Source organism: Mesorhizobium sp. ESP7-2, assembly GCF_020164715.1.
Lineage (GTDB): Bacteria > Pseudomonadota > Alphaproteobacteria > Rhizobiales > Rhizobiaceae > Mesorhizobium.
In genome coordinates this window covers 33,964-56,744 of record NZ_JAIUGQ010000027.1, presented here as the reverse complement: position 1 = coordinate 56,744, position 22,781 = coordinate 33,964, and the positions used below count along the sequence as shown (strand labels likewise).

The following is a 22,781-nucleotide window of genomic DNA, read 5'->3' as shown; positions in this document are numbered from 1 at the left end:
CAGCCTCTCCAGCGGCTCATCGTCATTCGATCTTCTCCCGGTGCCGGCCAAAATCGAGTTGATAAAAACGTTGATTGAGGATGAAGGCACGATAGGATACGAAGCCTAGCGAAACGGAACGAAACTAGAGCCTATAAGTTGTTGTTTAGGAACGGAAAGTTATTTCTCCCTCCGCCGAGAGACGAGAGTGATTTCAAAGAATTATTCAAACGACTGGCGGCGGTGGGTGCAGGCCGACTGTTGGGCAAAGACGGGTTTCCTGCTGGCCCATGGACGCCCGAGCTCCTTGCAGATGCGATTTCACAGATTGATTCCAACCGGGTTGGGGTCGATCTGCGAACGGTGCAGCTTTGGTTTCAAGAGAATGAGAAGGGAATTAGCACTGCCAACATTCGTTGGCTCGCGAGGATTTTTGGATGCGATGATCCGGTCGCAACTAGCGAATGGCAGATGGAGCTTAGTGAGGCGCAATCGCGGTTATCGGCCAAGAGACGAGAATGGAAGAGAGCCGGAAGCAGCGTTGCACAGGAGATTCCAGATACGGCACTGACTGCGACCTTCGATAACGAGACAGACCCCCCGGCGGAGCTGACACGGGATGCTGACCCCAAGGGGCCGACCCGGCGTTTTAGTTTGGCGGGGAAATCGGAGGCATTTTTTAGTCGCGGATCTCCCCTGAATTTACCGGCGTCGGTGTTTGCGGGTGTCACCGCTCTTGGGTTTTTGTCGTATCTTACGGGGATTCACAGCGTGACATACGGCCGGGCGGATGGCGTCGTCAAGCAGGTTGGGTTTCTTTGGACAGCGAATTGGACATTCGTCTTCATGGTATTTTTGCCACTGTTTTTTGCCTTCGTAACCGAACTGGTGACCTTTTGGAAAGATGAAGGCCGCCCAAAGCTTGTAGCGCAGGGCAACAAGATGGAAAGCGACGATGCTTGGGCGCGCAACGTAGAAGCTTCTTCGTATTCATATTGGGCGGTTTTTTTGATTTGTGTGATGTTCGCCGGTCTTTTTCAGTGGATCGGCGTGTCTTTAATCCCATTGCTCAAAGGGGGTGGCAACTATGCGACGGATTGGGGCTCGTTAGCGATTGTGCGCCCTGAGGTTATATCGGTGCCGGAAGCGGTCGTATTCACGGGGCTCGCTTACCTATACATGTGCCTCTGTTTTTATCTATTCTTCGTAGGCCTCATTCTGCTTTATACGGTAATCCATGATCTTTGGAGAATTCCAGAAGCAGTGAGTAATCGGCCGGGGGTGGATCATCAACACGAGCTCCATGAAGTCAGCCTGAGCGTTATGCGTGCGATTTTTCGGTGTACTGTTTTGGGGTTACTGATCGCCATAGTAATGAAGCTCCAGAGTGCTTACCTGACATCGCGTGGCGAGAATATTGTGTCTTGGTTGGTCGGCGATATGTCTTCCGCCTTCTATGGGCACAATGATGCGAGCGCCGGGATCAGCTACCGTAGGCCGACCCATTACAGTAGCCTTCTTATCGCTATTTCGACCTGTGTTGTATTTCTGTATGGCACCATCCGTTTAGGTGTCGAACGTGGGTTTTGTATGCCTCTGTGGAGGATGTCAGCGATCGTAGCATTACTGGTGGCTGGTTACTTGCTGATCGATGCATTTGCTGGCTTTTCGATCCTTCTAGGCGTTGGAGTGCTGCTCGCAGTATACGGCCTGTTTGATCCTGGGTTGGGGCGATGGCAAGCGAGTAAGTTAGGAAACAATCAGAGTGTATCATAGTTGGCTAGATCATTGGGATGAGCGGCGGGCGCGACGCGGCGAGGAAGGGAAGAAACCAACGGATTTCGTCCTTGACGCGGAACTCGCCTTTCCAGGTGCGAAGAAGATAACAAGTATCGAGGAATTCTGCGCCCTTGCGGATCAAGCCGTGGCTGATCCAGCCTTTTTCGATGAGCCCAGTGTGAGTGATCAGGGTTTTGAAAGGCTAGGTGGGTGGCTCAAATTTCCATCGGACATTTCTACTGATATCGAACAGAACAACGTCGTCTCGGCGAAAATCACAGAAAGCGGGTCGTTCGATCAGGCCATGGTGATTTTTCACCATTGGAATGCAAGCGCCCGGAATCGTCAGATTGCCAACTTTTTCTCGCAGCGTGGCATCACGGTTGTCGAGATTGCTATGCCTTATCACTTCGAACGTAGCCGTCCCAACTCCGTGCACGCCGACTATATGCTTAGCCCTAATCTCGGTCGAACGATCCAATCTGTAAGGCAGGCAGTGTTGGATGGGCGAAAACTCATACGTTGGTTGAAGATCGAAGGCTATCGAGAGATTTCGGTTCTCGGTATGAGCTTAGGCTCCTGGGTTGCGGGGGTGGTCGCGGCGCACGACTCGGCTGTGTCAAAAGCCTCGTTGTTTCTGACGGCCGGGAGTCTAGCGGATATGGTTTGGACGGGTCGCGCGACACGATTGATACGTGATAGCCTTGAGCCTGAGATTGAGCTGACCGATCTCAGAAGGGCCTGGGGTCCACTTAACTTGGAGAATTACGCACATAGTTTGGCGCGGCCTGATCTCGATTTTCATGTTGTGTTGGCTAAGAGAGACAAAGTGGTGTTGCCAGAGCTATCGGAGAGGTTCATGCAGAGGCTGGATGACGCCGGAGCTAGGCCAAATATTTTGAAATTAAACTGTGGTCACTATTCGCTCGCCATGCCGCCTTACATTTTGTTGGCCGGTTTGAGCTTGAAACGGTTTCTGTCGCGTGCTGACAAGTCGGGCCGGCGAGCATGAGTTTGGCTTTGGCCGGTCAATTCACCAGCAAATTCTCTGGCAGGCATCACGACACAAAAGTGATGAATGTGGGAACGGGCAGGGCATAGGAGCGGCGCCGGCGTTGGGCGAATTATAGGCCCTTTAGGAACACTCGTGGGGCGGCTAGGTGTTGACTCTGCTAGGAGGGATCTTTTCGGAAAAGAGGAAGGTCGCTGGATCAAGTTTCAACGCCTTGGCGATCGCGGCAATCGTGTCCACGCTGATGTTGCCGCTCGCGCGTTCCAGTTTCGTGAATGTCGCCTCCGCCACGCCAATGAGTTCAGCCATCTCATAGCGGTGCAAAGTACGTTGTTGTCGCTCAAAATCGATGATGTGCGCCAGCCGCTTGCGGATCGCATTGTCGTCCAACCGATGCGCCCATTCCGGAACTTTCTTGCCGCCCGCGAGCAGTGCTGCAAAAGACAGTTGCAAGCCGTTTGCCATGATCTGCAGCGTCGTCAATGTGACATTATTTTTCTGACGCACAGTCTGAATGTAGGTTCGATAGGCCAGTTTTTCGCCCTCGGCGGTCCGAAACAGTTCGGCCATGTGCATATGGGATAGGCCGCGTCTGGCCCTCTCCCGCTCAAGCGTCAGTGCAATGTTGGCGCGCAACGGGTTGTTGACCACACCTCCGTCGTCTCGTTTCATAAATCGATGTAGTCGCACAAACCTGCCTTTTCGACCTGTCCTTTTTCGCGCGGATCATCCATAGTAAACTGTCAAATCTGCAGTGAGGAAAGGCTATGACCATACTCAAATTCCTACTAGGGAGTGCCGTCGCCATCGCGGGCGCCGCAGCTCTTCCATCCCAATCAAAAGCGTCGGAATGGGGCTGTCAGGTCCTCCTATGTCTTTCCGGCGACTGGCAAGGCACCCCCTCGTGCCACCCGCCAATTTACAAGTTGATTGCGGCGATGGAAGTCCCGGGTTTTAATTGGCCGACCTGTCCACAAGCCAACTCCAGCGCGGCGAGATTTGAGAAGTATGAGGATTGTCCGTCCGGCTGGCAAGCAGTTGGCAGCTCCGAATCCGATCGGCCGGGCTTAGCTCAAGAACGGAACATCTGCCGCATCGCGGCCGATAGGCTCTCCTTGCCCGTTGTTTTCAAAAACAACGCCCTTGGCGGGGATCATGGAGACGGATCACGTCCGGTCCAAATCGAAATCGACGGCAAGGTGGTTGCGGCAACAATCCAGACTGCGGGAAACGATCGAGGGCATTCCCTTGGTAATGGCCCCACCTACTACACCATCCCTCGGCCGATGCGCGGAAAGCCCTGGTTCATCGAGTATGATGACGCGAACGGCGTGCGCCAGAAAAGCTGGTTCAATCTCAACATGCCATGAGCCAGGCGATCACGCAGGACGAGGTACTATGAGCGTGACAATTCAGGGAGGTTTGTAGTGTTCAAGGTGCTTCTCCTGTCCACTGTGATTTTGAACATAGGCGCTGTGTTGACAGCGGCTGGTCAGAGCGACAAGCCGCGATCAAACGTGGACAATCCTATGTGGCCCGCTTCACTAAAATGGGACTGCAACACAGCTACCAAAATCGTGTGCGAGCGTGATGGCAGTTGCTCAGTGGCTGAGGACCACACCGGATTTGTGCTGAACTACGGCAGCAACGAAGCTGAGTTCCCGGCCAGCAATGTCAGGATAAAACGCCACTATCAACAGACCGTGCAGGGGAGCCCTTTGCAGCAGGAAGTTAAAGTTGAACTGGCCGACAATCGCGTTCTTTGGCTGACGGCGGTGGATGCCAGCCGCACTTATTCGCAAGCGTGGGTCGGCGCACTGAGCGAGTTGAAGGGTGGCGCGGTACTGATGGAATCCGAGGGCGTCTATTGCATGCCGCACAAGTGAGTGCACCGAGAGGCGAGCGAGCGAAGGCCGATGTCCGACTTGGGACGCCGGCGGTTAAGAAGAGTCCATAGTTGCCCGCCAAGTTGTAAATCAGACGGTGAGATGGGCCATTTAACATCGTTCTGTCGATCTGAGGCTTATAGTAGGCTTGATTGCTGAAAAACTGACCGTATTTCTGACGATTACAATCAGAAAGACCGGGATAAAGTGCTATAAATACGTTGCAACGTTAAGAAATACCGACTTACACTGTTGAAAGTCGCATAATCTATCTTATGGAACTCGGAAATTGTAAATGAAAACAACGGCATGCTTGGCCTGCGGCAATTTGATGCGACATTTGCCAGAATAGGGCCGCGGATCAGGTTGCTGGAGCAACCGGGTCTAAATTGCGCCCTGAATGACGCCACCGGCAAGCTGCTTATCGTCGGTTTTGCCGCCGCACAGGACACCTTCGACAATCAACCCTAGACCGCTGATGCGCGGCTCCGATCGAGATAAATTTGCCGCAAGCGCTGGGTGACTACGCCCGGCAGCCCGGCGCCGATCAGTGTACCATCGATCCTGACGACCGGATTCACCAGCCCGGATGCGCACGTTAAAAACGCCTCGACTGCACATTTGGCCTCGTCCACCGTGAACGGGCGCTGTTCCACCCGCAGTTGAAGATCACTGGCGCACTGCAGAACAGCTGCCCGGGTAATCCCGTGCAGGATATCGGTCGAGAGATCGCGCGTGATGATCGACCCAACAGGGGTAACGATGCAGGCGTTGTTGGAGGATCCTTCCGTGACATAACCGTCCCTCACAACCATGCGTCATCGGCGCCCCGTGACTTCGCCTGCATTTTGGCCATGGATGGACAGAGGAGCTGCACCGTTTTGATGTCACAGCGCAGCCACCGCAAGTCTTCCACGGTGACGATGTGTTGTCCACGTATGGCGAGTGGATTGTCGACAAGCTCCTTCTTTTGTGTGAAGAGCACCACCGTGTTTGGCGTATCCTGAGCAGGAAAGATGAAATCGCGATCGGCCGCGTCGCGCCGCGGGTGACCTGCAAATAAACAAGCCCCTCGCAGACGTCGTTCCGCCGGACGAGTTCACTGTAGATCTTCAAAAGATTTTCTTCGGTCAAAGAAAACGGCGTTTCGAGCTCGCCAAGCGATCGGCGCAGGCGCGCCATGTGGCCGGCGAAATCGACGAGCTTGCCATCAAGAACGAGCGTGACCTCGTAGACTCCTTCGGCAAATAAAAACCTTCGATCGAAGACCGAAACGCGGGCCTCGCTTTCCGGCAGGTAGGTCCCATTCACGTAAACTTGGCGCATTGAATAAACCCCAAAATGCCGACGGCCGCTCCAGGAGCGAAACTGTTGAAATCCTGCTCGCCAAGTCTTTCTTTGAGGGGCGAAAGAGCCCCTGCCTCAGGTCGCCAGCCCAGAGTTTCCTGATCTGGCTCAGTCGCAAAGAACGAGAGAAACTAGTTGGTTCACTTCAATGCACTTCGCAGTGCGGTGACGAAAACATCGAGATCACTCTTCGGCATGTAAATGTGCGGTGAAACCCGCAGCCCCTCGACCTGCTCGACCTTTCGATACTTCACGTGGACCCGATGCTTCTCGCGCAGATCGCGCTCGAGTTCCTGTATGTCCAGGCCATCGATCGAGAAGAGGATGATCGCACCGACGCAGTCAGTGTCGGTGGGCGTATGGAGCCCGAAACCGGGGATGTCCTTGGCAAGGCTTACCCAGTATCGACTGAGCTCGCGCAGCCGTGCGTGCATTCTCGCTGCACCGATCTTCTTGTAGAATTGAATCGCCGGGGCGATCCCAGCCTGTATCGCGGAATTATAGGTACCCAGATTCCAGTGATCAAACTTGTCTATGCCCACGGCAGGCTGGTCGAAGGGTGCAAGCAAAGGCCAGGTCCGGTCGATCTGGCGTTCATTGACGATCAGCATCCCATTGCCGACAGGGGCACCGAGCCATTTGTGAAGGCTGGTGACAAAGAAGTCGCAGTCGAGTTCGCGAAAGCTGACCGGCATTTGGGCGAATGTCTGGGCGCCATCGACAATTGTGATGATATTGCGCTCCCGCGCTATTTCGCAAAGCCGCTTGACGGGAAGGACGCGGCCGTTCCAGTGGTACATATGCGTCAGTTGCAGGACCCGGGTGCGCGGCGTCATCGCTGCGAGATATGCCTCGATGACGTCTTCATCGCTGTCTAGGAGGCCGAACGTGCAATTGACGACCTCGATGCCTTCGCGCCCTTGCCGCTGAAGCCAACCTGCACGGACGCTGGGGTAGTCCCATGGCGAGATCAGCACCTGATCGCCTTTGGCGAGCGGTATTCCAAAGATTGCAGTCGACAGTCCCTCGGACGAATTCCGATTCAGCGCGATCTCTTCAGGCGCGCAATCAATCAATTCCGCCAGATCTCGTTTGATTCCAGGCAGAGCGGTATCCAGCTTGCTCCACATGTTGTAATCGGGATTGCGGCTGATGAATCGGTAAGCGTCGACCACCGCCTCCTCAACGACGTTCAGAGGGGGACTGACGGCCGCATTGTTCAAGTTCAGGAACGGTCCCTGCGTTGGATACTCGGCGCGGATACGCGCCCACTCAGCTTCGCCCGCGCCTTCGGCGGACCGATCTACCGCAAAATGGTTCATAGGGGACCATCCTAGACGTGGGATCTCATCTCGACCCTAAGCGCCCCGGCCCAGCTTAATTTGCCTATTCACATGACTGGACAGAATTTAATTTCGAACGCTCGTGGTTGTGCGGGACCTTTGACGGAAGCCCGAGAGCGGCATCGCCTTGCTTATGACCAGGAACACTTAGCCGATTGGCGCGGCCCTTACATGGCGAGGCTTGATTGGCGGCGCCGCCACGGAACCGACAGATCAAGATGTGTTTCATTTGCCCGAATCCTAGACTGACGCTAGGTCATGGGTGTTCCTGGTCACGCTTGCCTGCTGTAGCGCGATAGGACCGAGGCTCGTCGATCAGTGAGCACACAATGCAGCTAAGTGCAAAGACCGCCGTGAAGACCGATCTCAAGCATTCACGCTCGCGGCTGGAATGATCCCGCTGCTTCCGTCCAGGCTTTGATACCTTTCAGAAGTCCAATCGGCCCTTGGCCAAGGGATGCCCGATCCACTCAAAGTAATTAGGTCGCGGCTCCAGAATTGTCGCCGGCCGATATCATGGGTAGTGTGCTGAGGGTTCTGCAAATTCGCTGAGCGAGGGCGGTCTTGGCAGGCTGGTGATGTTCAACGTCACCTGATTCCCGCGAAGGAACGCCAGCATGACCAAGACAGAAGGTAAATCCGCCAGCGCTGCCGTCAAAGACATTCTGCTTTCGAACCCGGATGGGTTGCACGAAGTGATCCGTGCGGTGATGCAGCCTTATGTGCGAACACTCAATCGAAGACTTCCTAGTCTGCTCCCATCCAGTAGGCAATTGCTCTGCCCGGCTCAGGTTGCGATCAAGCATATAGGTTTCCCCCACTCGGATCATGGGCTCGAGGATCGACCGGACGGCGGGAGCGTCAGCGGATGAGGCGGGACGAATATGCATGACGGCGTGATCAGCGTTGCAGCGGGTGCTGAGAAGCGAATGACAGCGGCAAGGCGCGGCCACCTGCTCGCAGGTATGCGGTCTAGCCTCTGACCTTGACGAGCGCGCGCTCTAGGGATGCAAGGAAGAGATCGACATGCTCGGCCTGACAAACCAGCGGCGGGCGCACCTTGAGGGTGTCCTCATTAGCCCCTGTCGTGCTGATAAGAACGGCATCATCCCGCATTGCGTTGACCACATCCAAAGCCATTGCACGCCGGCTCGCTGCGGGAGCGCCTTCAGGACCCATGTCGACGCCAATGAAGAGCCCGGCATTTCGGATCCCACGAACGCTATCATGTCGCTTTGCGATCTTCTCCACGCCCGCACGGAGGCGCTGGCCCATGGCAAGGACATTCTGGGGGATCTGGTCACGTTGCAGGATCGTCAGTACGGCGTCCGCGGTCGCGATGCCAACCGTATTGCCGGCGAACGTGTTCGAGTACCGCGCAGTGGCGCCGAACCGCTCCATCGGGGATTTGCGGCCAACGACAGCGCCGATCGGAAATCCATTGCCCATCGGCTTGCCTAGGGTCACGAGATCCGGAACGATCCCGTGCCGCTCGAAGCCCCACATATGGGCGCCCGTTCGCCCGAAGCCCGGTTGAACTTCGTCGGCGATGACGAGGCCACCAGCCTCCCGCACCGCGGCCACGCTGTTGGCGATGAAGCCGGGAGGATCGACCCACACGCCGTCGCTGGAAAAAATACTGTCCACGAGCAGGGCCGCAACGCCGATCCCACGACGGCTCAGATCCAGAATGGCTGAACGGACCTGCGCCTCGAAGAAGTCCGCGGCCTGGGCTTCCGGCAAGCCCGACGGCCCGGGCAGCGATACCATGCGCACGAACGGGCTGAGCTTGACTGCGTCGCCCAGGTTCGGCGATACCGCGGCGACCGCAGCGCTTGTGCCGTGATATGCATAGGAGGATACGATGACGCCTTCGTTGCCGCTGGCAAATCGCGCGATGCGCAAGGCCAGATCGTTGGATTCGCTCCCCGTGCAGGTGAAAACGACCCGATCAATTTCGTTCGGGAAGGTATCGACCAACCGCTCGGCATAGTCGACAAGTCTCGGCTCGAGATAACGCGTGTTGGCGCTGATCTGGCCCGCCTGCTCGGCCATTGCGGCGTTCACTTCCGGGTGGCAGTGGCCGAGAGACGGTACGTTATTGTAGAAGTCGAGATAGGCCCGCCCGTCAGGATCGTAGAGCCACATCCCTTCGCCGCGAACAAAGTGCACGGGCCGGCGATACTGCAGCCGATAAGAAGCCCCTAGGACGCCGTCGCGGCGGGCAAGCAGCTCCGCCTCGCGCCTGGGAAGATGGGATGCGCCGGGCCTGTAACGATTAGGCATGAGATCTGTGGACATGTGCTGTTGCCTATCTGTGGAGTAACCTGGCCGATTCACCTTATTGGCGGCCGCGTCGACGATATCGCGGCCACGACTGCCGCCTCGCCCGCGCTGCCATCAAGAGGCGCCAGGATGGAGAGGCCGTGCTCGGCACGCGAGACGTTCTTTTTAATGTACTGGGTGTCAGCCGGGAAAAGGTGGGAGCGCCAGTAATTGACGAGGATCAATGCGCATTGCCGCGCCCGGATCAGGCCGGCGAGCAGACTTGCTTCCAGCGTCGAAAGCGCAATTACTGAGGCATAGCCGGCAATCAGATGTTCGGCCCCACCCAAGGGAAGGGCCGGATCCTTTACGACGTGACTTGCTGCGATCGCCAGATCCTGAATCCTGGGGCTCCAGCAGCCATCGCCAAAATCGATAAAACCCACTCCCTGGCCAGTCACCAGCATATTGAACGGGCTGGGATCATTGTGAGTGACCTGCCATGTTACGTTCGCGATTTGTGGCTTGATGAACTCCACATACTCCGCCATCGCTGCGCGGACGCTGTCGGCAATCCCCCCGTATGGTAGGTATTGCTCCAGTTCCATCAACCGCGACCAGCACCCTATATGCCAAAGAACAGGGCGATGGGCCGCGGGTACATCGACCCGCTCAAGGGCAAGGTCCAGCCGGGCCAGAGCACTGCCACTTCGAAAAAGCAGGTCTGGGGTAGCCGTCTCCCGGTGCAGCGGAACGCCCTCAAGCCGGCTCTGTAAGTATCCGTATACCCCCTCTTCCTCGAACATCAACGCGCCGCTTCCCGTGCGGAGCACTTCGGGTGCAACGAAGCCCGCAGCCCCTTGCAAGGCCGCCATGGCGGCGGTTTGGAAACGGAAACTGTCAATCGCCTCCGGCCTTGTCGAGGTCTTCAGGATCAGTCGGCGGCCGTCCGCGAGGTTGACCTCGACGGTCCGCTCGAGCTCGGAAGACAATGTCGCGATCGATCCCGCCAACCCATAATGGCGCTTCAGTAGTGCCGCCGATATGTCCGGTTCGGCGGGATCCGGCCGCGCCGCCAGGATGGCGGCGGCTGCGCGAAAATAGGCCTCAGTTGAGGCTGCCGCGCAAGGCATGTGGTCTCGTCCCGCAGCCAGTGAGATATTGTGCCGAGCTGCTTTTTTATCGGGGACTAGATTCCTACAAGCACCCAATTCGAATGATCCTCACCTGTTGGAAATGGTGTTCTTCATTCTGCCAGAGGGGGGGAGCGCTCATGCCATGAGGCCCGCGCTTTCATTTTTTTGCGGCGGTTGTGGCAGCTCCGCTGACAGCGGCGCGAAACCGGATGTGAAAGGCCGCCGCCCATCTTCGCCGTCAGATCCCGAACACGCCAGGTAGCTGCGTCACATCGCGGATTTCGGTGTACTCATAATAGGGGTTGGCTGGCTCATGGCCGCGGTTTACCCAGACCTTGCTCTTGATGCCCAGATCATAGGCGGACATCAGGTCATGGCGGAACGACGAGGAAACGTGCGTAATGTCCTCCGGGCCGCATCCGAGCATATCGAACATGTATTCGAACGCCTTGAAGTGCGGCTTGTAGGCGCCCGCCTCTTCGGCGGTCAAGACGGCATGAAAGGGCGCACCGAGCTTTGCTACGTTCGACGGAATCTGCGCCACCATCGAGTTCGTCAGGGTGACCAGCGGAATTTCCTTGGCCAATCTGGCCAATCCCGCGGGCACGTCGGGATGCGGTCCCCACGTCGGGATACGATTGTAGATCGTTTCGGCGTCTTCGGCGCGGAACGGGACATTGTTGCGGCGGCAGGCGCGCTCGAGCGCGTTGTGGACGATATCCGCGTAGGGCTTCCAGTCCTGCATCACCTCATCGAGGCGGTAGCCTTGGAAATTCCTGATGAATTCATCCATGTGCGGCCCAACCAGAAGATGACCGAGCAGGTCCCGAGCGGCTTCCGCCATCTGGAAATTGATCAGCGTGCCGTGGCAATCGAAAGTTACGTATTTCGGCCGGAAGCGAGCCATGTTCCTGATCCCTGTAATCTGCCCATAGGTAAAAGGATAGCCACAGGCGTTGGGCAGAATGTGCCGGAATGCATGGTCATTCAGCAGAGGGCCCTCCGATCTGTCGCAAACCCAGCACGACCTTCGGCAGCACTTGTTTCGTTCGCCCTCCCGAGCCGAAACCGACCTGTAGCGCTCGCACTGTGTGCAGATCCGAGCCGAACAGATCAGGGTCGTACTCGGTTCGGTCGGCGTCTAGCGCGTCGTCGAGGTGTCATGACCACGGTGAGGAACCGCAAGAAGCTATTGTGCGCCAGTTTATGCAATTCATCTCGAGGAATGGGCGAGGGAATCCTCAACCCGTCATTCCGCCGACAGGATCAACTGACGGGCCATGCTCCGCAAACGCTATGAAGAGGTGCAGTTCGTCTGCATCAAACGTCACCATCCAACTCCCGTATCATCCCCGACAAGCGAACGAGTAGTAGTACCACGGCGGATCTCCTCTTCTTCGACGAGGTTATCCGCCCCACGTCCGACGTCGAGCGCCAGATTTCGTGATTGACCAGCGCGTCTGCTTCATCCGCGCGATCGCCGGTCGCCTGCTACACTGCGCGGACAGAACAAGTATCCAATACCGAATGCCTTATCGGAGCTGTTCAAGATCAAGACGCAGCCGGCCGGCGGGTCGGTCGCTGGAAACGGCCGGCACGAGATGTCTTGCGGTGAGCGGTCGAGCTATGGAAACCAAACATGGGAACACCAACGCCCTCCGGGCGCGGCGAATATGATGCTTAGAAATAGCCAAGAATAGATTTGACCTCGAGATACTCCAACATGCCCTCGAGGCCGTACTCGCGTCCGTTTCCGGATTGCTTGAAGCCGCCAAACGGTGCGTGGGGATCCCAGGCCGGGTAGTTGAGATGCACCTGACCGGCGCGGATCCGCGACGCGACGTCCTTGGCGCGGTCCATATCTCCGCCCTGCACATGTGCCCCGAGGCCATAGACGGTGTCGTTGGCGAAAGTGACGGCCTCCTCCACCGTTTCGTATGGGATGATGCAGAGGACCGGACCGAAGATTTCCTCCTGGGCAATACGCATGCCCGTGCGCACCTCGGAAAAAATCGTCGGCTTGACGTAGAGCCCGGCATTCATGCCGCCTGGACGACCCTGTCCACCAGTGACGAGCTTCGCGCCTTCGGAAATGCCGATGCCGATCATGGTCTGGATTCTGTCGAACTGGGCTCGGTTGGCGATCGCACCATGGGTGGTGGTCTCCGCCAGAGGATCGCCGACGACGATCTCGTCCGCGGCGCGCTCGGCGATCGACTCAATCTCGGCAAGCTGCGCGCGCGGCACGATCATGCGCGTTGGCGCGCTGCATGACTGACCGAGATTGCGGAAGGCGGCGGCTGTGCCCAGAGAAATGGCGCGATCGAGATCTGCATCCGGCAGGATCACGTTCGGCGACTTACCGCCGAGCTCCTGCGCGACGCGCTTCACAGTCGGCGCTGCCGCCTGGGCCACCGCAATGCCTGCACGGGTAGAGCCGGTAATCGAGATCATGTCGACATTGGCATGGGACGCAAGGGCCGCCCCGACGCAGAGGCCGTCCCCATTGACGAGATTGAAGACACCCGCCGGGAAGCCGGCTTCCTCGATCGCCTCCGCGAACAGAAGGGCGCTCAACGGAGAGAGTTCGCTTGGCTTCAGCACGAGTGTGCAGCCCGCGGCGAGTGCCGGCGCGACCTTGGCGGTGATCTGGTAGAGCGGCCAATTCCACGGCGTAATCAGCCCGCAGACACCGACCGGTTCGTGGGTGACGGCCGTGTGGCCGCGCTGCTCGACGAAGGTGAACGATGTCAGGACATCGCGGGCGGTCTTCACATGGGCAATGGCCAGCGGTACCTGCGCTGTGCGCGCATACCCGATCGCCGCGCCCATTTCCAGGGTGAGGCATTGCGCAAGCAGTTCGCTGCGTGCTTCGAGCAGCGCATGCAGGCGATCGAGCAAGCTCGCGCGGTGTTCCGGCTTTGTCCGGCTCCAGGTCGCAAATGCCAGGCGGGCGGCGGAAACGGCCGCGTCCACGTCCTCCCCGTTTCCGAGCGGAAACCTGGTCATGACCTTTTCCGTGGCCGGATTGATCACGTCACTCGTAGCGGTGCCACTCGGCTCGCGCCATTCGCCGCCAATGAAGAACCTATCCACGCGGCCTTTGCGGGAAAGGTGCTCGAGGGGTGCAGTCATGTGACTAGGTCCTTCATCCGGTAATAGGCACCGAGGATCGGTCGGAACCAGGGACGCCAGAAATAGCGGTCTTCAAGGAGTTTGGACGAGCCTTGATCGAACGGCTGAGACGTGTCCAGCTCGTAGGAGCTAGGTTTCATTTGCATCACCAGACGACAGTTTCCATGGGCGCCATGCGAAGCGTGGAGATCGGAGCTCCTACCAGCCGCGAATCCGCTCCCAGCGCGCTTCAATCTCGGGACTCTCTCCGTTAACGACGCTGTAGAAGTCATGCTGCGCGGCCATAGCGCAGGCATGGTTGGGCAGGATGCGGATCCGAGTCCCGACGGGGAGCTCGGGCATGCTCTTGCCGGACCCGCTGCGGATCGCGAGGATGCCGTGCTCCTGGCTGGCCTGGCACACGATAACGTCCTCGAAAATCCGCCCCGTCTCGTCGCAGACTACACCATAGCCCTGGTCGAGCCGCTGGTTCGCGGTTCCACGGTCGCGCGAAACCGCCATCCACCCGGCATCGACCAGCACCCAGCCTTTTTCAGGCTTGGCGCCGATTACGGTGGCCAACACCGAGATCGCGATATCGTCGATGGCACAGACCCCGACCCCGTGCTGGACGAGGTCGAAGAACATGTAGACCCCGGCGCGCACCTCGGTGACGCCTTCCAGATTTTCGGCGAAGAGTGCGGTTGGCGTCGAGCCGAGGCTGACGATCGGGCAAGCATGACCGTGGGCACGCAGGATTTCGGCGGCGCGCACGGTGGCCAAACGTTCGTTCTCGGCTGCCTTCACCAGCGCATCGGGAGTGTTCAAACAGTACGACTCGCCCGCATGGGCCAAGACGCCGGCGACCTTGGCGCCCGCCGCGACGACCCTGTCGGCCACTTCGACCAGCTTTGGATCGTCCGGCTTCAATCCACCGCGATGGTCGTCGCAGTCCAACTCGATGAAGACGGACGGTGTCACGCCGGTGTACGTGCGCACGTTGTCCAAGCTATCGGCCTGCCCCACGGTATCGAGGAGCAGCTTCAAATCGATGCCCGTGCGGCGACAGAGCTCCATAGCGCGGGTCGCCGAAGCCGGCGACAGGCCGACCGCATAGGTCATGTCGCGAAAACCGTGGCCTGCAAAATATTCCGCCTCGGCGATGGTCGAGACTGTGATCGGGCCGGGTCCGCTGGGGAACACCTGTCGGGCGACATCGATGCACTTGGCCGTCTTCATATGAGGGCGCAGCACCACCCCGAGCTTTCTGGAGTGCTCGGCGAGACGCAAAATGTTGCGCTCCAGCCGTGCTCGATCCAGAAGCAACGACGGGGTAACGAGGGCATGGATCGTTTTGCCTCCTTCACGCATACCTAGATTCGTCTCCATCGCTCCGGGTCCTCATTAGCTTAACCGAACGACTGGTTCGCCAGCGCGTACATGCGGGCCGGCCCTACGGAGACGGGTCGCAGCCCCTTGACCATGGCGGTCGCTTGACCGACTTGCTTGAGCCCCAAGCTTTCCAGCCAATCTCCCAATCCGTGTTCGGCATGGATGTCGATGCGCACGAACTGCCCTTTGAGCCCCGAAAGCTGGGCCAGGATTAGGCGCTGCGCGTCGTGGACGCTTTCGGCTGCAACAGGGCCGATGACGTGGCCGCGCCCGAATCTCCTGGCGATGGCGTAGCCCGCAACCCGCCCGCCGAGATCGATCACCGCCACGTCGCCGACATCGGCAAGCGCAGTCACCATCGTCTGACGGGGCATGCCAGATGCCCGTTCGTCGAAAGCTTGGATCGCCCTGAGGTCCGAGACAGTCGCCGGGCGGATGTCGTCGCGGTCGTGCTGAACCACCGCGACACCCAATGGGCCTTGGTGCTGGAACACGGTGCCCCAGGCGGTAAAGCCGCGCCGATTGTAGAGCGTAAGCCCCTCCTCCGTCGAATTGAGCAACACGTTCCGTCCGCCTGTCACTTCAAGCAGGCCATCAAAGAGCCGCGAGCCAAAGCCGCCGCCTTGCGCGGATGCAGTGACGATGATCATGCCGGCACTGGCGTAGGCCTCTCCATAGTTCCACCACATGGCCGTACCGATCACGCCGCCGTTCCGCATCAGGACTAGCCCCTGGCCGACAGCAGCGGCAAACTCCCAATCCTCGGAGCGATAGGGCCAGCCCATCTCCTGCGACAGCTTCAGCGCGCCCGGCACATGTCGGGCTTCGAATTTCGTCAGATCGAGCGGGGCACTAAGGGTTTTTCTGGCGTGTTCGAGGGTCATAGGGAAATGCGGTCTTTTCGTCCTAGGTCGATTGAAATTGGACTTAGAGTCGCCTCGGACGGGCGGATTTCCTTGCTGTTTTGCCCTCACAAAACGGCGGAATCATTCGTTCTAAAGCCGCCCTTCGGCATGCCAGATGGCGTCTGTCGAGCGAGAAATTATCTGCCGCCTTGCGCCGGGCGCCATGGCTGCAGCGACAAAGCTCACGAGGCACTTGGATGATCTATATCAGCGAAGAGGAGTCGGCCGCCCTTGTTACGCATGACCTTGCTTTCGAGGCGGCACGGGCCGCCCTTGTGGCGGCAGCATCGCCGCAAGGCAGGGTCTTTCCCGCTGTTCTCGGACGCGCGCGGGAGGCGTCCAATACCTTCTCGATCAAGTCCGGCTCGTCAGGCGGCCTGACTGGAGTGAAGATCGGCTCCTTCTGGTCCGGCAACCCGGCACGGGGCCTTCCCCGCCACAACTCCACCATCGTGCTGCTCGATCAGCAGACAGGCCGGCTCGGCGCCGTGATCGAGGCGGGAAAGGTCAACGCCTACAGGACGGCGGCTGCCGACGCAGTTGCGGCCGACCTTCTCGCGAGAAGGCAAGCCAAGGTTCTAGCGATATTCGGCGCCGGCAACCAGGCGAGCTTCGAAGTCACGGCTCTGGCGCGCATCCGTCCAATCGAAACTGTGCTGGTCGTGGCCCGGCCTTCGCCGCAACGCGACGCTTTTGTCAACCAGATCGGCCAACGGGGCCTGGAGGCGCGCGCCGTATCGGTCGAAGAGGCCGTGCGCGCGGCCGACATCGTGGTGACGGCGACGCCCTCACGCGAACCGCTGTTCGATGCCGCTTGGGTGAAGCCCGGAACTCACGTTGTTAGCATGGGCTCGGACGCGGCGGGCAAGCACGAATTGCCAAGCGACCTGTTGTCGAAGGCAAGCCTGTTCTGCGACTTGCTTTCGCAGTCCGTTCAGATCGGCGAGTTCCAACACCTCCGCGACGCGATCGAGGCGGGCCTGCTTGCCGTAACACCAATCGGCGACGTCATTGAAAAGCGTGCGCCCGGACGCCGCTTCGAAGACGAAATCACAGTCTTCGACAGTTCCGGCATCTCCCTGCAGGACCTCTACATCGCCGACGCGCTGATCCGCGCAAAGCTCCGCCGATGACCTAGCCTGGGGCTTTGACGAACATCTACTTCATACGTGCTCAGCCAAACGAAATTTTGCATTGTGCTTCCAGCCATCCGGCAAGATCGTGAACTTTCCCAGCCAGTTCAGTTTCTCCTATCCATATGAGCCCATAGTGGCTTCCGTCGGGATCGAATCCGGCCGGTGCGATGAGCCGCTCTCTATCTATGTCGTCGGTTGCAAGGACCATGGGACTGAGCGCAACGCCCAACCCCGCCGCTGCGGCTTCAACGATTAGGAAGTGGTGGTCGTAGAAGCGGATTTCCGTGGGGCGCGGCACCGAGGAGTGGATGGAAAGCCAATGCGACCAGGCGTCCGGCCGGGTCTTTGAACCCAAGGCGACATATTCCCCCGATGCAAACGCCGGCGCGAGCTGAGGGCTCATGACTGGGCCCACCTTCTCAGGAAAGAGGCGCTGGACATGCCAGGCGTCGGGCAGCCCGAAGTCGAGCCGGCGGACGGCGAGATCTATCCTGTCGCGACGGAACTCGACAGGACCGCCACCCACCGACAGATGTAAGGCGATGTTGGGATGCGTGCTCTGGAAATTCGCTAATCGCGGAATGAGCCAACGCATCGCGACCGAGGGCTCGCATGAGAGAACCACGGCGTTTTGCTGAACGTTGGCAGCCCGCAGGCCTTCGACCGTTGTCGTCAATTCCGTGAAGAAGCGGCCAAGGGTAAGGTTGAGCGTCTCCCCGGCCGCCGTGAGGCGCAAACCCCGGCCACTTTTCTCAAAAAGTTTGAATCCAAGGTCTTCGGACAGCTTGGTAATCCGACGGCTGACGGCACCATGGGTCAAGGCGAGACTGTCTGCGGCTAGCCGGACGGAGCCGAGACGAGCCGTCGTCTCGAACGCTCGCAGATCATCCAGTGAGGGTATTTCGGACCGCTTCATCGGTGAGTTTATATCACCGATTCGATATAGAAACTATCGCTTTTCAAGCGGCGTAGGATCGGCATGATTGATCCATGCGAACCAATAGCCAATATACGATCGGTATCCTCGCCGACGACCTGACCAGCGCCGCGGATGGCGCCGGACCGTTCGTCGAGCGAGGTTTGCAAGCTGTAGTCGGCCGAGCCTGCCTGCCGGCGGAGGAGGCAACGGTCGTCGCCGTCGACAGCGGATCGCGATCTGCTACCGCCTCGCAGGCTGCGGAACTCGCGGCGAAGCTTGCCGTGCAGCTCGCGTCGCGCGATGTCCTCTACAAGACCGTGGACTCCACTCTCCGGGGCCATGTGGCGGCTGAACTGGAGGCCGCTTTCAAGGCAAGCGGTCGCAAGATGCTTGTCTTTGCTCCGGCGTTCCCTGCGGCAGGTCGCACGACCGTGAGCGGCGTTCAGCTCGTTGATGGCGTGCCGGTAGCGGAGACCGCCTATGGTCGCGACCCCGTTCATCCGGCGCGGCAGTCACGGCTGGTCGACTTTGTTCCGGCCTCCGTCAGCAACGCCGTCATTCTCGATGCCACGACGCAGGATGATCTCGACACACAGATTGCCGCCCTGCCGGATCCGGAAGCGATCCTTTGGGTGGGTTCCCCGGGCATGGCGGCGGCCCTGGCGAAGCGCCTTGCGCCGGTTGCGGCTGCATCGAATGCGACCGTGCCGGCCTGTGGCGATATTCTCGTCGCGATCGGCAGCGCCAACCCCCTCAGCCATCGTCAGGCCGATCAGATCGCCGCAGAGGCTGGTGTCACCTTGCTCCGCGCTCCAGCGCAGCGCGCGGATGATCCCATGTCCGTCTTACACGACATCGCTCGGGATGCGGCCGGACAGCTGCTCGACAAGGGCTTCGACGTCGTGATTGCCACCGGCGGGGATACCATGGAAGCGATTCTCGACCTCCTGGAGATCCGGGGCTTCGAGATCCTGCGGGAGCTCGAGCCAGGCTTTCCGCTGGGCCGCGCCTTCCTCAGGGATGGGCGCGAGCTTCTTATCGGCATGAAGGCAGGCGGCTTCGGTGACGACGACACGCTGCGCCGCGCAATCGCCCAACTCCGCCAGAATGCGTTAGAACCAGGACAGGCATTGTCATGACGCAAGCCGCTCCCCTTGCCATCACGATGGGCGACGCCTCCGGCATCGGCCCGGAGATCGTGTCGAAGACATTGGCCAACGGCAGTGAGCGCGCGGTCGTTTTCGGCAGCTACCTCGTGATGGAGGAAGTCGTCCATCGCCTGGGTCTCGACCTAGCGGTCAAGCGCATCGCGGGACCTGAAGAGGCGCGCTTCGCGCCGCGGTCCATCGAGATCGTCGAAGCGACCCAAATCTTGGCGCTGCCGCCGCTTGGGATCGTCAACGCCATTTCCGGCCAAGCTTCCTTCGACGCAATCACATCCGCCATAACGGCCGCCAAGGCCGGCAGCGTGAGCGGTATCGTTACCGCCCCTATCAACAAGGAAGCGATGGGATGCGCGGGCATTCGCTATCCAGGACACACCGAGATTCTAGCGGAGTATGGCGGCGCAAAGCGAGTCGCCATGATGCTGGCCAATGACGATATCCGCACGGTTCTGGTCACCATCCACACATCGCTTCGCAAGGCCATCGACCAGGCCGATTTCGACGCACAGATGTCGGCGATCCGGTTGGCGCATGACGGCGGCAAGGCCCTCGGGATCGCGGCACCGCGAGTTGCAGTCGCAGGGCTCAATCCACACGCCGGTGAAGGTGGTCTCTTCGGTGACGAAGAAATCCGGATCATACGGCCCGCGATTGAGGCGGCGCGCGCCGAGGGCATTGATGCCAGCGGACCCTGGCCTGGCGACACGGTATACATGCAGACCCGCAAGGGTCGCTTCGATGTGGTCGTAGCCCAATATCACGACCAGGGGCTGATCCCGGTGAAATATCTTGGCCTCGAAAAGGGCGTCAACATCACGCTGGGCCTGCCGTTCGTCCGCACTAGCCCCGACCACGGAACGGCGTTCGATATCGCAGGTCAAGGCATAGCCGATCCCACGAGTCTGGAAACCGCGATCGCTTACGCACGGCGGCTCGTTGCTGCGCAAACCGAGACCAAAGAACATGAAAGGGTAATCTGATGGGCCTCCGCTTCATCTTCATGCTCACGCGCAACGACCGCACCGTGGAGGACGCGTCGAAACAACTTCAGACCGCTTTGAGGCTCGGCGTACGCCATATTGGCTTCAAAGATATCGGCCTGCCGACCGACCAGCTGATGGCCCTCAACGCAGCCATCAAGGCGGGCGGCGCGACCTCCTATCTCGAGGTTGTGTCGCTCGACCGGGACAGCGAGATCGTTTCGGCACGCGCCGCGACCGAGATTGGCGTGGATGTGTTGCTGGGCGGTACGCGCGTCGATGACGTCCTGCCGGTGATCGCCGGCACAGACATCCAGTATTGCCCCTTCCCGGGCCGTATCATGGGCCATCCCAGCGTTCTGGAGGGGAGCATCGAGGAGATCGTCGAAAGTGCCAAGGCGCTTGCGGGGCGGGAGGGCGTGCATGGCCTTGACCTGCTGGCTTACCGGTCCAAGGAAGACGTTCCAGCTCTTATGAGGGCGGTCTGCGCCGCTGTGTCCAAGCCCGTCTACATCGCCGGCTCCATCGACACGCCCGAGCAGATCGCCGTGGTGAAGGCGGTTGGCGCTGCCGGCTTCACGATCGGCACCGCCGCGCTCGATGGCAAATATCCGGCGCAGGAGGACGGCGTGCCGGGTCAGCTCGCCGCGATCATTCGCGACGTCGCCGCGCTCAACAATCATATTTCACCATTCCACAAGAGAAACCTGACGAACGCGTTCCAGCGCTTCTCCGACACCTGGACGCCGAAGATCGCGGGCCAGGTCAACGGTATGCAGATCAAGCTCGCCAAATTCGAGGGCGAACTTTCCTGGCGTTTCCACAAGAAGGAGGACGAGCTCTTCTTCGTGCACAAGGGGCGTCTTCTCATGAAGTTTCGTGACCGTGACGAGATTGTCGAGGCGGGCGAATTCATCATCGTGCCGCATGGCGTCGAGCATTGCCCAGTCGCTCTGGACGACACCTGCGATGTCATGCTGCTCGAGCCGGGGATCACGAACACCGGCACGGCAACCGATGCGCGAAGGATTGCTGAACGCGGCCAGGTTTGAGGAGCGTGCGCGAACTAGTAAATTGGCACCAAAATTCGGTGGCACCGTAATTCACTTCCACAGGCTATCAATCATGCAATCCAATGCTATCCGCCTCGATTTCCGCTCCGATACGGTCACCCGCCCCACCGCGCAAATGCGTGCGGCGATGGCGGCCGCCGACGTAGGCGACGATGTGTTGGGCGATGATTTCACAGTCCAGGCGCTCGAGGCGCGCGTTGCAGCGATGTTCGGCAAAGATACGGGACTCCTTCTGCCGACCGGAACCATGGCCAATCTCGCTGCGATCATGAGCCATTGCCAACGCGGCGAGGAATATCTCTGTGGAAGCGAGGCTCATACCTATCTGTGGGAAGCTGGAGGCGCTGCCGTGCTCGGCTCGGTTCAGCCGCAACCTTTGCCGGTCCGGGCTGACGGCACGATCCAGATCGATCGATCTTCACGCAGCGGTTAAGGCCGACGATCCACATTTTGCGGTCACGCGACTGGTAACGATCGAGAATACGTTCGTCGGGCGGATACTGCCGCGAGATTATCTGGACGAGGTCGTGGAGTTTGCACGGGATCGGAAGCTCGCCACCCATCTTGATGGTGCGCGGGTGTTCAACGCGGCCGCGGGGCTCGGAGTCGACGTCGCCCGCTTGGCAGAGGGCTTTGATAGCGTGTCGGTGTGCCTTTCAAAGGGGCTCGGGGCGCCGCTCGGATCGGTGCTGGTCGGGGATGTCCCGTTGATCGTGCGGCGCCGTTGGCGCAAGATGCTCGGCGGGGGGATGCGGCAGGCAGGAATAATTGCAGCGGCGGGACTGCACGCGCTCGACCATCATGTCGAACGTCTGGCCGAGGATCATGCCAACGCCAAGGCACTGGCGGATGGATTCTCGGAAATCAAGGGACTGACGGTGACACCGCCGCATTCCAACATGGTGTTTGTTGAGCTCGCGTCCGAGCTGACGATCCGGCTATCCGAGGCGCTGCGTGAGCTCGGCATCGCAGCGAGTTTTTGGCCGGGTGGACGAATGCGCTGGGTCACCCATCTCGACGTTGATCGTGTCGCCGTTGACGAGGCAATCGCAGCGGTGCGCGAGGTGGCTGCGAGTCGAAGATGAAAGACGCTCCAAACGGGTTGAATAATATCGCAAGGGGATCGGTTTCAAACGACTTCGGCACGCCCGGAGCGCGTGAAGGATCTCGCCGCTGGCGTAAGATGTTTGGTCCCGGCATTCGCCGCGCCGCAAGATGTTTCATCAAGGGGAGGTAGAAGGCAATTGCTCGAACGTGAGCCGCTCGAACAACGTAAGGACATACTCTCCCGGTTTCGGCATCCACAAAATAGTTGGTGTTCTCAATGCCGGTTGCGATCCCGCGAATGG

General features: G+C 59.3%; 23 protein-coding genes and 1 pseudogene. 12 read left to right on the top strand and 12 right to left on the bottom strand.

The genetic code is table 11. From position 1 onward, the window contains the following. Window positions 1-141 precede the first annotated feature (141 nt). Entirely contained in the window at window positions 142-1,755 is a 1,614-nt protein-coding gene (locus LB543_RS22765; protein ID WP_224615639.1) for an RcgA family putative transporter, read from the top strand. After that, window positions 1,745-2,770: an RcgR family putative quorum lactone hydrolase gene (locus LB543_RS22760; RefSeq protein WP_224615602.1), complete on the top strand. Its 1,026-nt coding sequence runs from the start codon at window positions 1,745-1,747 to the stop codon at window positions 2,768-2,770. Before LB543_RS22765 ends, LB543_RS22760 begins: the two co-directional genes overlap by 11 nt. Window positions 2,771-2,914: 144 nt before the next feature. Here the strand turns inward: LB543_RS22760 and LB543_RS22755 are convergent, their stop codons facing one another. Beyond that, complete coding sequence (locus tag LB543_RS22755) at window positions 2,915-3,442, bottom strand: helix-turn-helix domain-containing protein (RefSeq protein ID WP_224615601.1); 528 nt, start codon at window positions 3,440-3,442, stop codon at window positions 2,915-2,917. Between the two features lie 95 nt (window positions 3,443-3,537). On the opposite strand from LB543_RS22755, the gene LB543_RS22750 reads away from it, so the two are divergent. The 3 genes from LB543_RS22750 (at window position 3,538) to LB543_RS22740 (ending at window position 5,127) form a co-directional block, all read left to right on the top strand. Continuing rightward, window positions 3,538-4,140 (top strand): hypothetical protein, encoded by a 603-nt coding sequence (locus tag LB543_RS22750; protein ID WP_224615600.1) that lies wholly within the window; start codon window positions 3,538-3,540, stop codon window positions 4,138-4,140. 57 nt (window positions 4,141-4,197) lie between these two features. Continuing rightward, on the top strand, window positions 4,198-4,656 hold the full coding sequence (locus LB543_RS22745) for a hypothetical protein (RefSeq protein ID WP_224615599.1): 459 nt from the start codon (window positions 4,198-4,200) through the stop codon (window positions 4,654-4,656). 309 nt (window positions 4,657-4,965) lie between these two features. Continuing rightward, window positions 4,966-5,127: a hypothetical protein gene (locus tag LB543_RS22740; protein WP_224615598.1), complete on the top strand. Its 162-nt coding sequence runs from the start codon at window positions 4,966-4,968 to the stop codon at window positions 5,125-5,127. On the opposite strand, the gene LB543_RS34200 is transcribed toward LB543_RS22740, so the two are convergent. The 3 genes and pseudogenes from LB543_RS34200 to LB543_RS22730 form a co-directional block, all read right to left on the bottom strand. Beyond that, window positions 5,124-5,471 (bottom strand): aminotransferase class IV, encoded by a 348-nt coding sequence (locus tag LB543_RS34200; protein WP_411908778.1) that lies wholly within the window; start codon window positions 5,469-5,471, stop codon window positions 5,124-5,126. The genes LB543_RS22740 and LB543_RS34200 overlap by 4 nt on opposite strands. Before the next feature lie 172 nt (window positions 5,472-5,643). Beyond that, a pseudogene (locus LB543_RS34195) lies at window positions 5,644-5,838 on the bottom strand (hypothetical protein); the annotation flags it as partial. A gap of 305 nt (window positions 5,839-6,143) precedes the next feature. Beyond that, window positions 6,144-7,325 (bottom strand): aminotransferase class V-fold PLP-dependent enzyme, encoded by a 1,182-nt coding sequence (locus tag LB543_RS22730; protein ID WP_224615597.1) that lies wholly within the window; start codon window positions 7,323-7,325, stop codon window positions 6,144-6,146. Window positions 7,326-7,963: 638 nt separating this feature from the next. On the opposite strand from LB543_RS22730, the gene LB543_RS22725 reads away from it, so the two are divergent. After that, window positions 7,964-8,218 (top strand): hypothetical protein, encoded by a 255-nt coding sequence (locus tag LB543_RS22725; protein WP_224615641.1) that lies wholly within the window; start codon window positions 7,964-7,966, stop codon window positions 8,216-8,218. Between the two features lie 100 nt (window positions 8,219-8,318). Here the strand turns inward: LB543_RS22725 and LB543_RS22720 are convergent, their stop codons facing one another. The 6 genes from LB543_RS22720 to LB543_RS22695 all read right to left on the bottom strand — a co-directional run bounded on the left by LB543_RS22720 (window position 8,319) and on the right by LB543_RS22695 (window position 16,137). Further along, window positions 8,319-9,647, bottom strand: a complete 1,329-nt coding sequence (locus tag LB543_RS22720; protein ID WP_224615596.1) for an aspartate aminotransferase family protein — start codon at window positions 9,645-9,647, stop codon at window positions 8,319-8,321. A gap of 35 nt (window positions 9,648-9,682) precedes the next feature. After that, window positions 9,683-10,744 (bottom strand): phosphotransferase enzyme family protein, encoded by a 1,062-nt coding sequence (locus tag LB543_RS22715; protein ID WP_224615595.1) that lies wholly within the window; start codon window positions 10,742-10,744, stop codon window positions 9,683-9,685. Window positions 10,745-10,985: 241 nt separating this feature from the next. Then, window positions 10,986-11,654, bottom strand: coding sequence for a haloacid dehalogenase type II (locus tag LB543_RS22710; RefSeq protein ID WP_224615594.1), 669 nt, complete (start codon window positions 11,652-11,654; stop codon window positions 10,986-10,988). Window positions 11,655-12,427: 773 nt separating this feature from the next. Then, window positions 12,428-13,882, bottom strand: a complete 1,455-nt coding sequence (locus tag LB543_RS22705; protein WP_224615593.1) for an aldehyde dehydrogenase family protein — start codon at window positions 13,880-13,882, stop codon at window positions 12,428-12,430. Window positions 13,883-14,080: 198 nt separating this feature from the next. Further along, a complete protein-coding gene (locus LB543_RS22700) occupies window positions 14,081-15,250 on the bottom strand; it encodes an alanine racemase (protein ID WP_224615592.1) in 1,170 nt (389 codons plus the stop codon). A 20-nt stretch (window positions 15,251-15,270) separates the two neighbouring features. After that, window positions 15,271-16,137 (bottom strand): GNAT family N-acetyltransferase, encoded by an 867-nt coding sequence (locus LB543_RS22695; RefSeq protein ID WP_224615591.1) that lies wholly within the window; start codon window positions 16,135-16,137, stop codon window positions 15,271-15,273. Between the two features lie 218 nt (window positions 16,138-16,355). On the opposite strand from LB543_RS22695, the gene LB543_RS22690 reads away from it, so the two are divergent. Then, window positions 16,356-17,291, top strand: a complete 936-nt coding sequence (locus LB543_RS22690; RefSeq protein WP_224615590.1) for an ornithine cyclodeaminase family protein — start codon at window positions 16,356-16,358, stop codon at window positions 17,289-17,291. A gap of 40 nt (window positions 17,292-17,331) precedes the next feature. Here LB543_RS22690 and LB543_RS22685 read toward each other — a convergent pair whose 3' ends face one another. After that, window positions 17,332-18,210, bottom strand: a complete 879-nt coding sequence (locus LB543_RS22685; RefSeq protein ID WP_224615589.1) for a LysR substrate-binding domain-containing protein — start codon at window positions 18,208-18,210, stop codon at window positions 17,332-17,334. A gap of 74 nt (window positions 18,211-18,284) precedes the next feature. On the opposite strand from LB543_RS22685, the gene LB543_RS22680 reads away from it, so the two are divergent. Genes LB543_RS22680 through LB543_RS33935 form a run of 5 tightly spaced genes read left to right on the top strand, consistent with a single transcriptional unit; the run spans window position 18,285 to window position 22,517 of the window. After that, window positions 18,285-19,352, top strand: coding sequence for a four-carbon acid sugar kinase family protein (locus LB543_RS22680; RefSeq protein WP_224615588.1), 1,068 nt, complete (start codon window positions 18,285-18,287; stop codon window positions 19,350-19,352). After that, window positions 19,349-20,359, top strand: a complete 1,011-nt coding sequence (pdxA, locus tag LB543_RS22675; protein WP_224615587.1) for a 4-hydroxythreonine-4-phosphate dehydrogenase PdxA — start codon at window positions 19,349-19,351, stop codon at window positions 20,357-20,359. Before LB543_RS22680 ends, pdxA begins: the two co-directional genes overlap by 4 nt. Continuing rightward, window positions 20,359-21,411: a cupin domain-containing protein gene (locus tag LB543_RS34075; protein WP_318013000.1), complete on the top strand. Its 1,053-nt coding sequence runs from the start codon at window positions 20,359-20,361 to the stop codon at window positions 21,409-21,411. The genes pdxA and LB543_RS34075 overlap by 1 nt, the downstream gene beginning before the upstream one ends. Next, the gene (locus LB543_RS33940) at window positions 21,377-21,865 is read left to right on the top strand and encodes a beta-eliminating lyase-related protein (RefSeq protein WP_263498792.1); all 489 of its coding nucleotides are present in this window, start codon (window positions 21,377-21,379) and stop codon (window positions 21,863-21,865) included. Before LB543_RS34075 ends, LB543_RS33940 begins: the two co-directional genes overlap by 35 nt. Next, on the top strand, window positions 21,750-22,517 hold the full coding sequence (locus tag LB543_RS33935; RefSeq protein WP_318013002.1) for a GntG family PLP-dependent aldolase: 768 nt from the start codon (window positions 21,750-21,752) through the stop codon (window positions 22,515-22,517). Before LB543_RS33940 ends, LB543_RS33935 begins: the two co-directional genes overlap by 116 nt. On the opposite strand, the gene LB543_RS34190 is transcribed toward LB543_RS33935, so the two are convergent. After that, window positions 22,438-22,737, bottom strand: coding sequence for a hypothetical protein (locus LB543_RS34190; protein ID WP_411908780.1), 300 nt, complete (start codon window positions 22,735-22,737; stop codon window positions 22,438-22,440). The genes LB543_RS33935 and LB543_RS34190 overlap by 80 nt on opposite strands. Window positions 22,738-22,781 lie beyond the last annotated feature (44 nt).

Coding starts and splice junctions, on each gene's coding strand:
- LB543_RS22755 (WP_224615601.1), bottom strand. CDS start 3,442: ATGAAACGAGACGACGGAGGTGTGGTCAACAACCCGTTGCGCGCCAAC.
- LB543_RS22750 (WP_224615600.1), top strand. CDS start 3,538: ATGACCATACTCAAATTCCTACTAGGGAGTGCCGTCGCCATCGCGGGC.
- LB543_RS22740 (WP_224615598.1), top strand. CDS start 4,966: ATGCTTGGCCTGCGGCAATTTGATGCGACATTTGCCAGAATAGGGCCG.
- LB543_RS34200 (WP_411908778.1), bottom strand. CDS start 5,471: ATGGTTGTGAGGGACGGTTATGTCACGGAAGGATCCTCCAACAACGCC.
- LB543_RS22730 (WP_224615597.1), bottom strand. CDS start 7,325: ATGAACCATTTTGCGGTAGATCGGTCCGCCGAAGGCGCGGGCGAAGCT.
- LB543_RS22725 (WP_224615641.1), top strand. CDS start 7,964: ATGACCAAGACAGAAGGTAAATCCGCCAGCGCTGCCGTCAAAGACATT.
- LB543_RS22720 (WP_224615596.1), bottom strand. CDS start 9,647: ATGTCCACAGATCTCATGCCTAATCGTTACAGGCCCGGCGCATCCCAT.
- LB543_RS22715 (WP_224615595.1), bottom strand. CDS start 10,744: ATGCCTTGCGCGGCAGCCTCAACTGAGGCCTATTTTCGCGCAGCCGCC.
- LB543_RS22710 (WP_224615594.1), bottom strand. CDS start 11,654: ATGGCTCGCTTCCGGCCGAAATACGTAACTTTCGATTGCCACGGCACG.
- LB543_RS22705 (WP_224615593.1), bottom strand. CDS start 13,882: ATGACTGCACCCCTCGAGCACCTTTCCCGCAAAGGCCGCGTGGATAGG.
- LB543_RS22700 (WP_224615592.1), bottom strand. CDS start 15,250: ATGGAGACGAATCTAGGTATGCGTGAAGGAGGCAAAACGATCCATGCC.
- LB543_RS22695 (WP_224615591.1), bottom strand. CDS start 16,137: ATGACCCTCGAACACGCCAGAAAAACCCTTAGTGCCCCGCTCGATCTG.
- LB543_RS22690 (WP_224615590.1), top strand. CDS start 16,356: ATGATCTATATCAGCGAAGAGGAGTCGGCCGCCCTTGTTACGCATGAC.
- LB543_RS22685 (WP_224615589.1), bottom strand. CDS start 18,210: ATGAAGCGGTCCGAAATACCCTCACTGGATGATCTGCGAGCGTTCGAG.
- LB543_RS22680 (WP_224615588.1), top strand. CDS start 18,285: ATGCGAACCAATAGCCAATATACGATCGGTATCCTCGCCGACGACCTG.
- pdxA (WP_224615587.1), top strand. CDS start 19,349: ATGACGCAAGCCGCTCCCCTTGCCATCACGATGGGCGACGCCTCCGGC.
- LB543_RS34075 (WP_318013000.1), top strand. CDS start 20,359: ATGGGCCTCCGCTTCATCTTCATGCTCACGCGCAACGACCGCACCGTG.
- LB543_RS33940 (WP_263498792.1), top strand. CDS start 21,377: ATGCGCGAAGGATTGCTGAACGCGGCCAGGTTTGAGGAGCGTGCGCGA.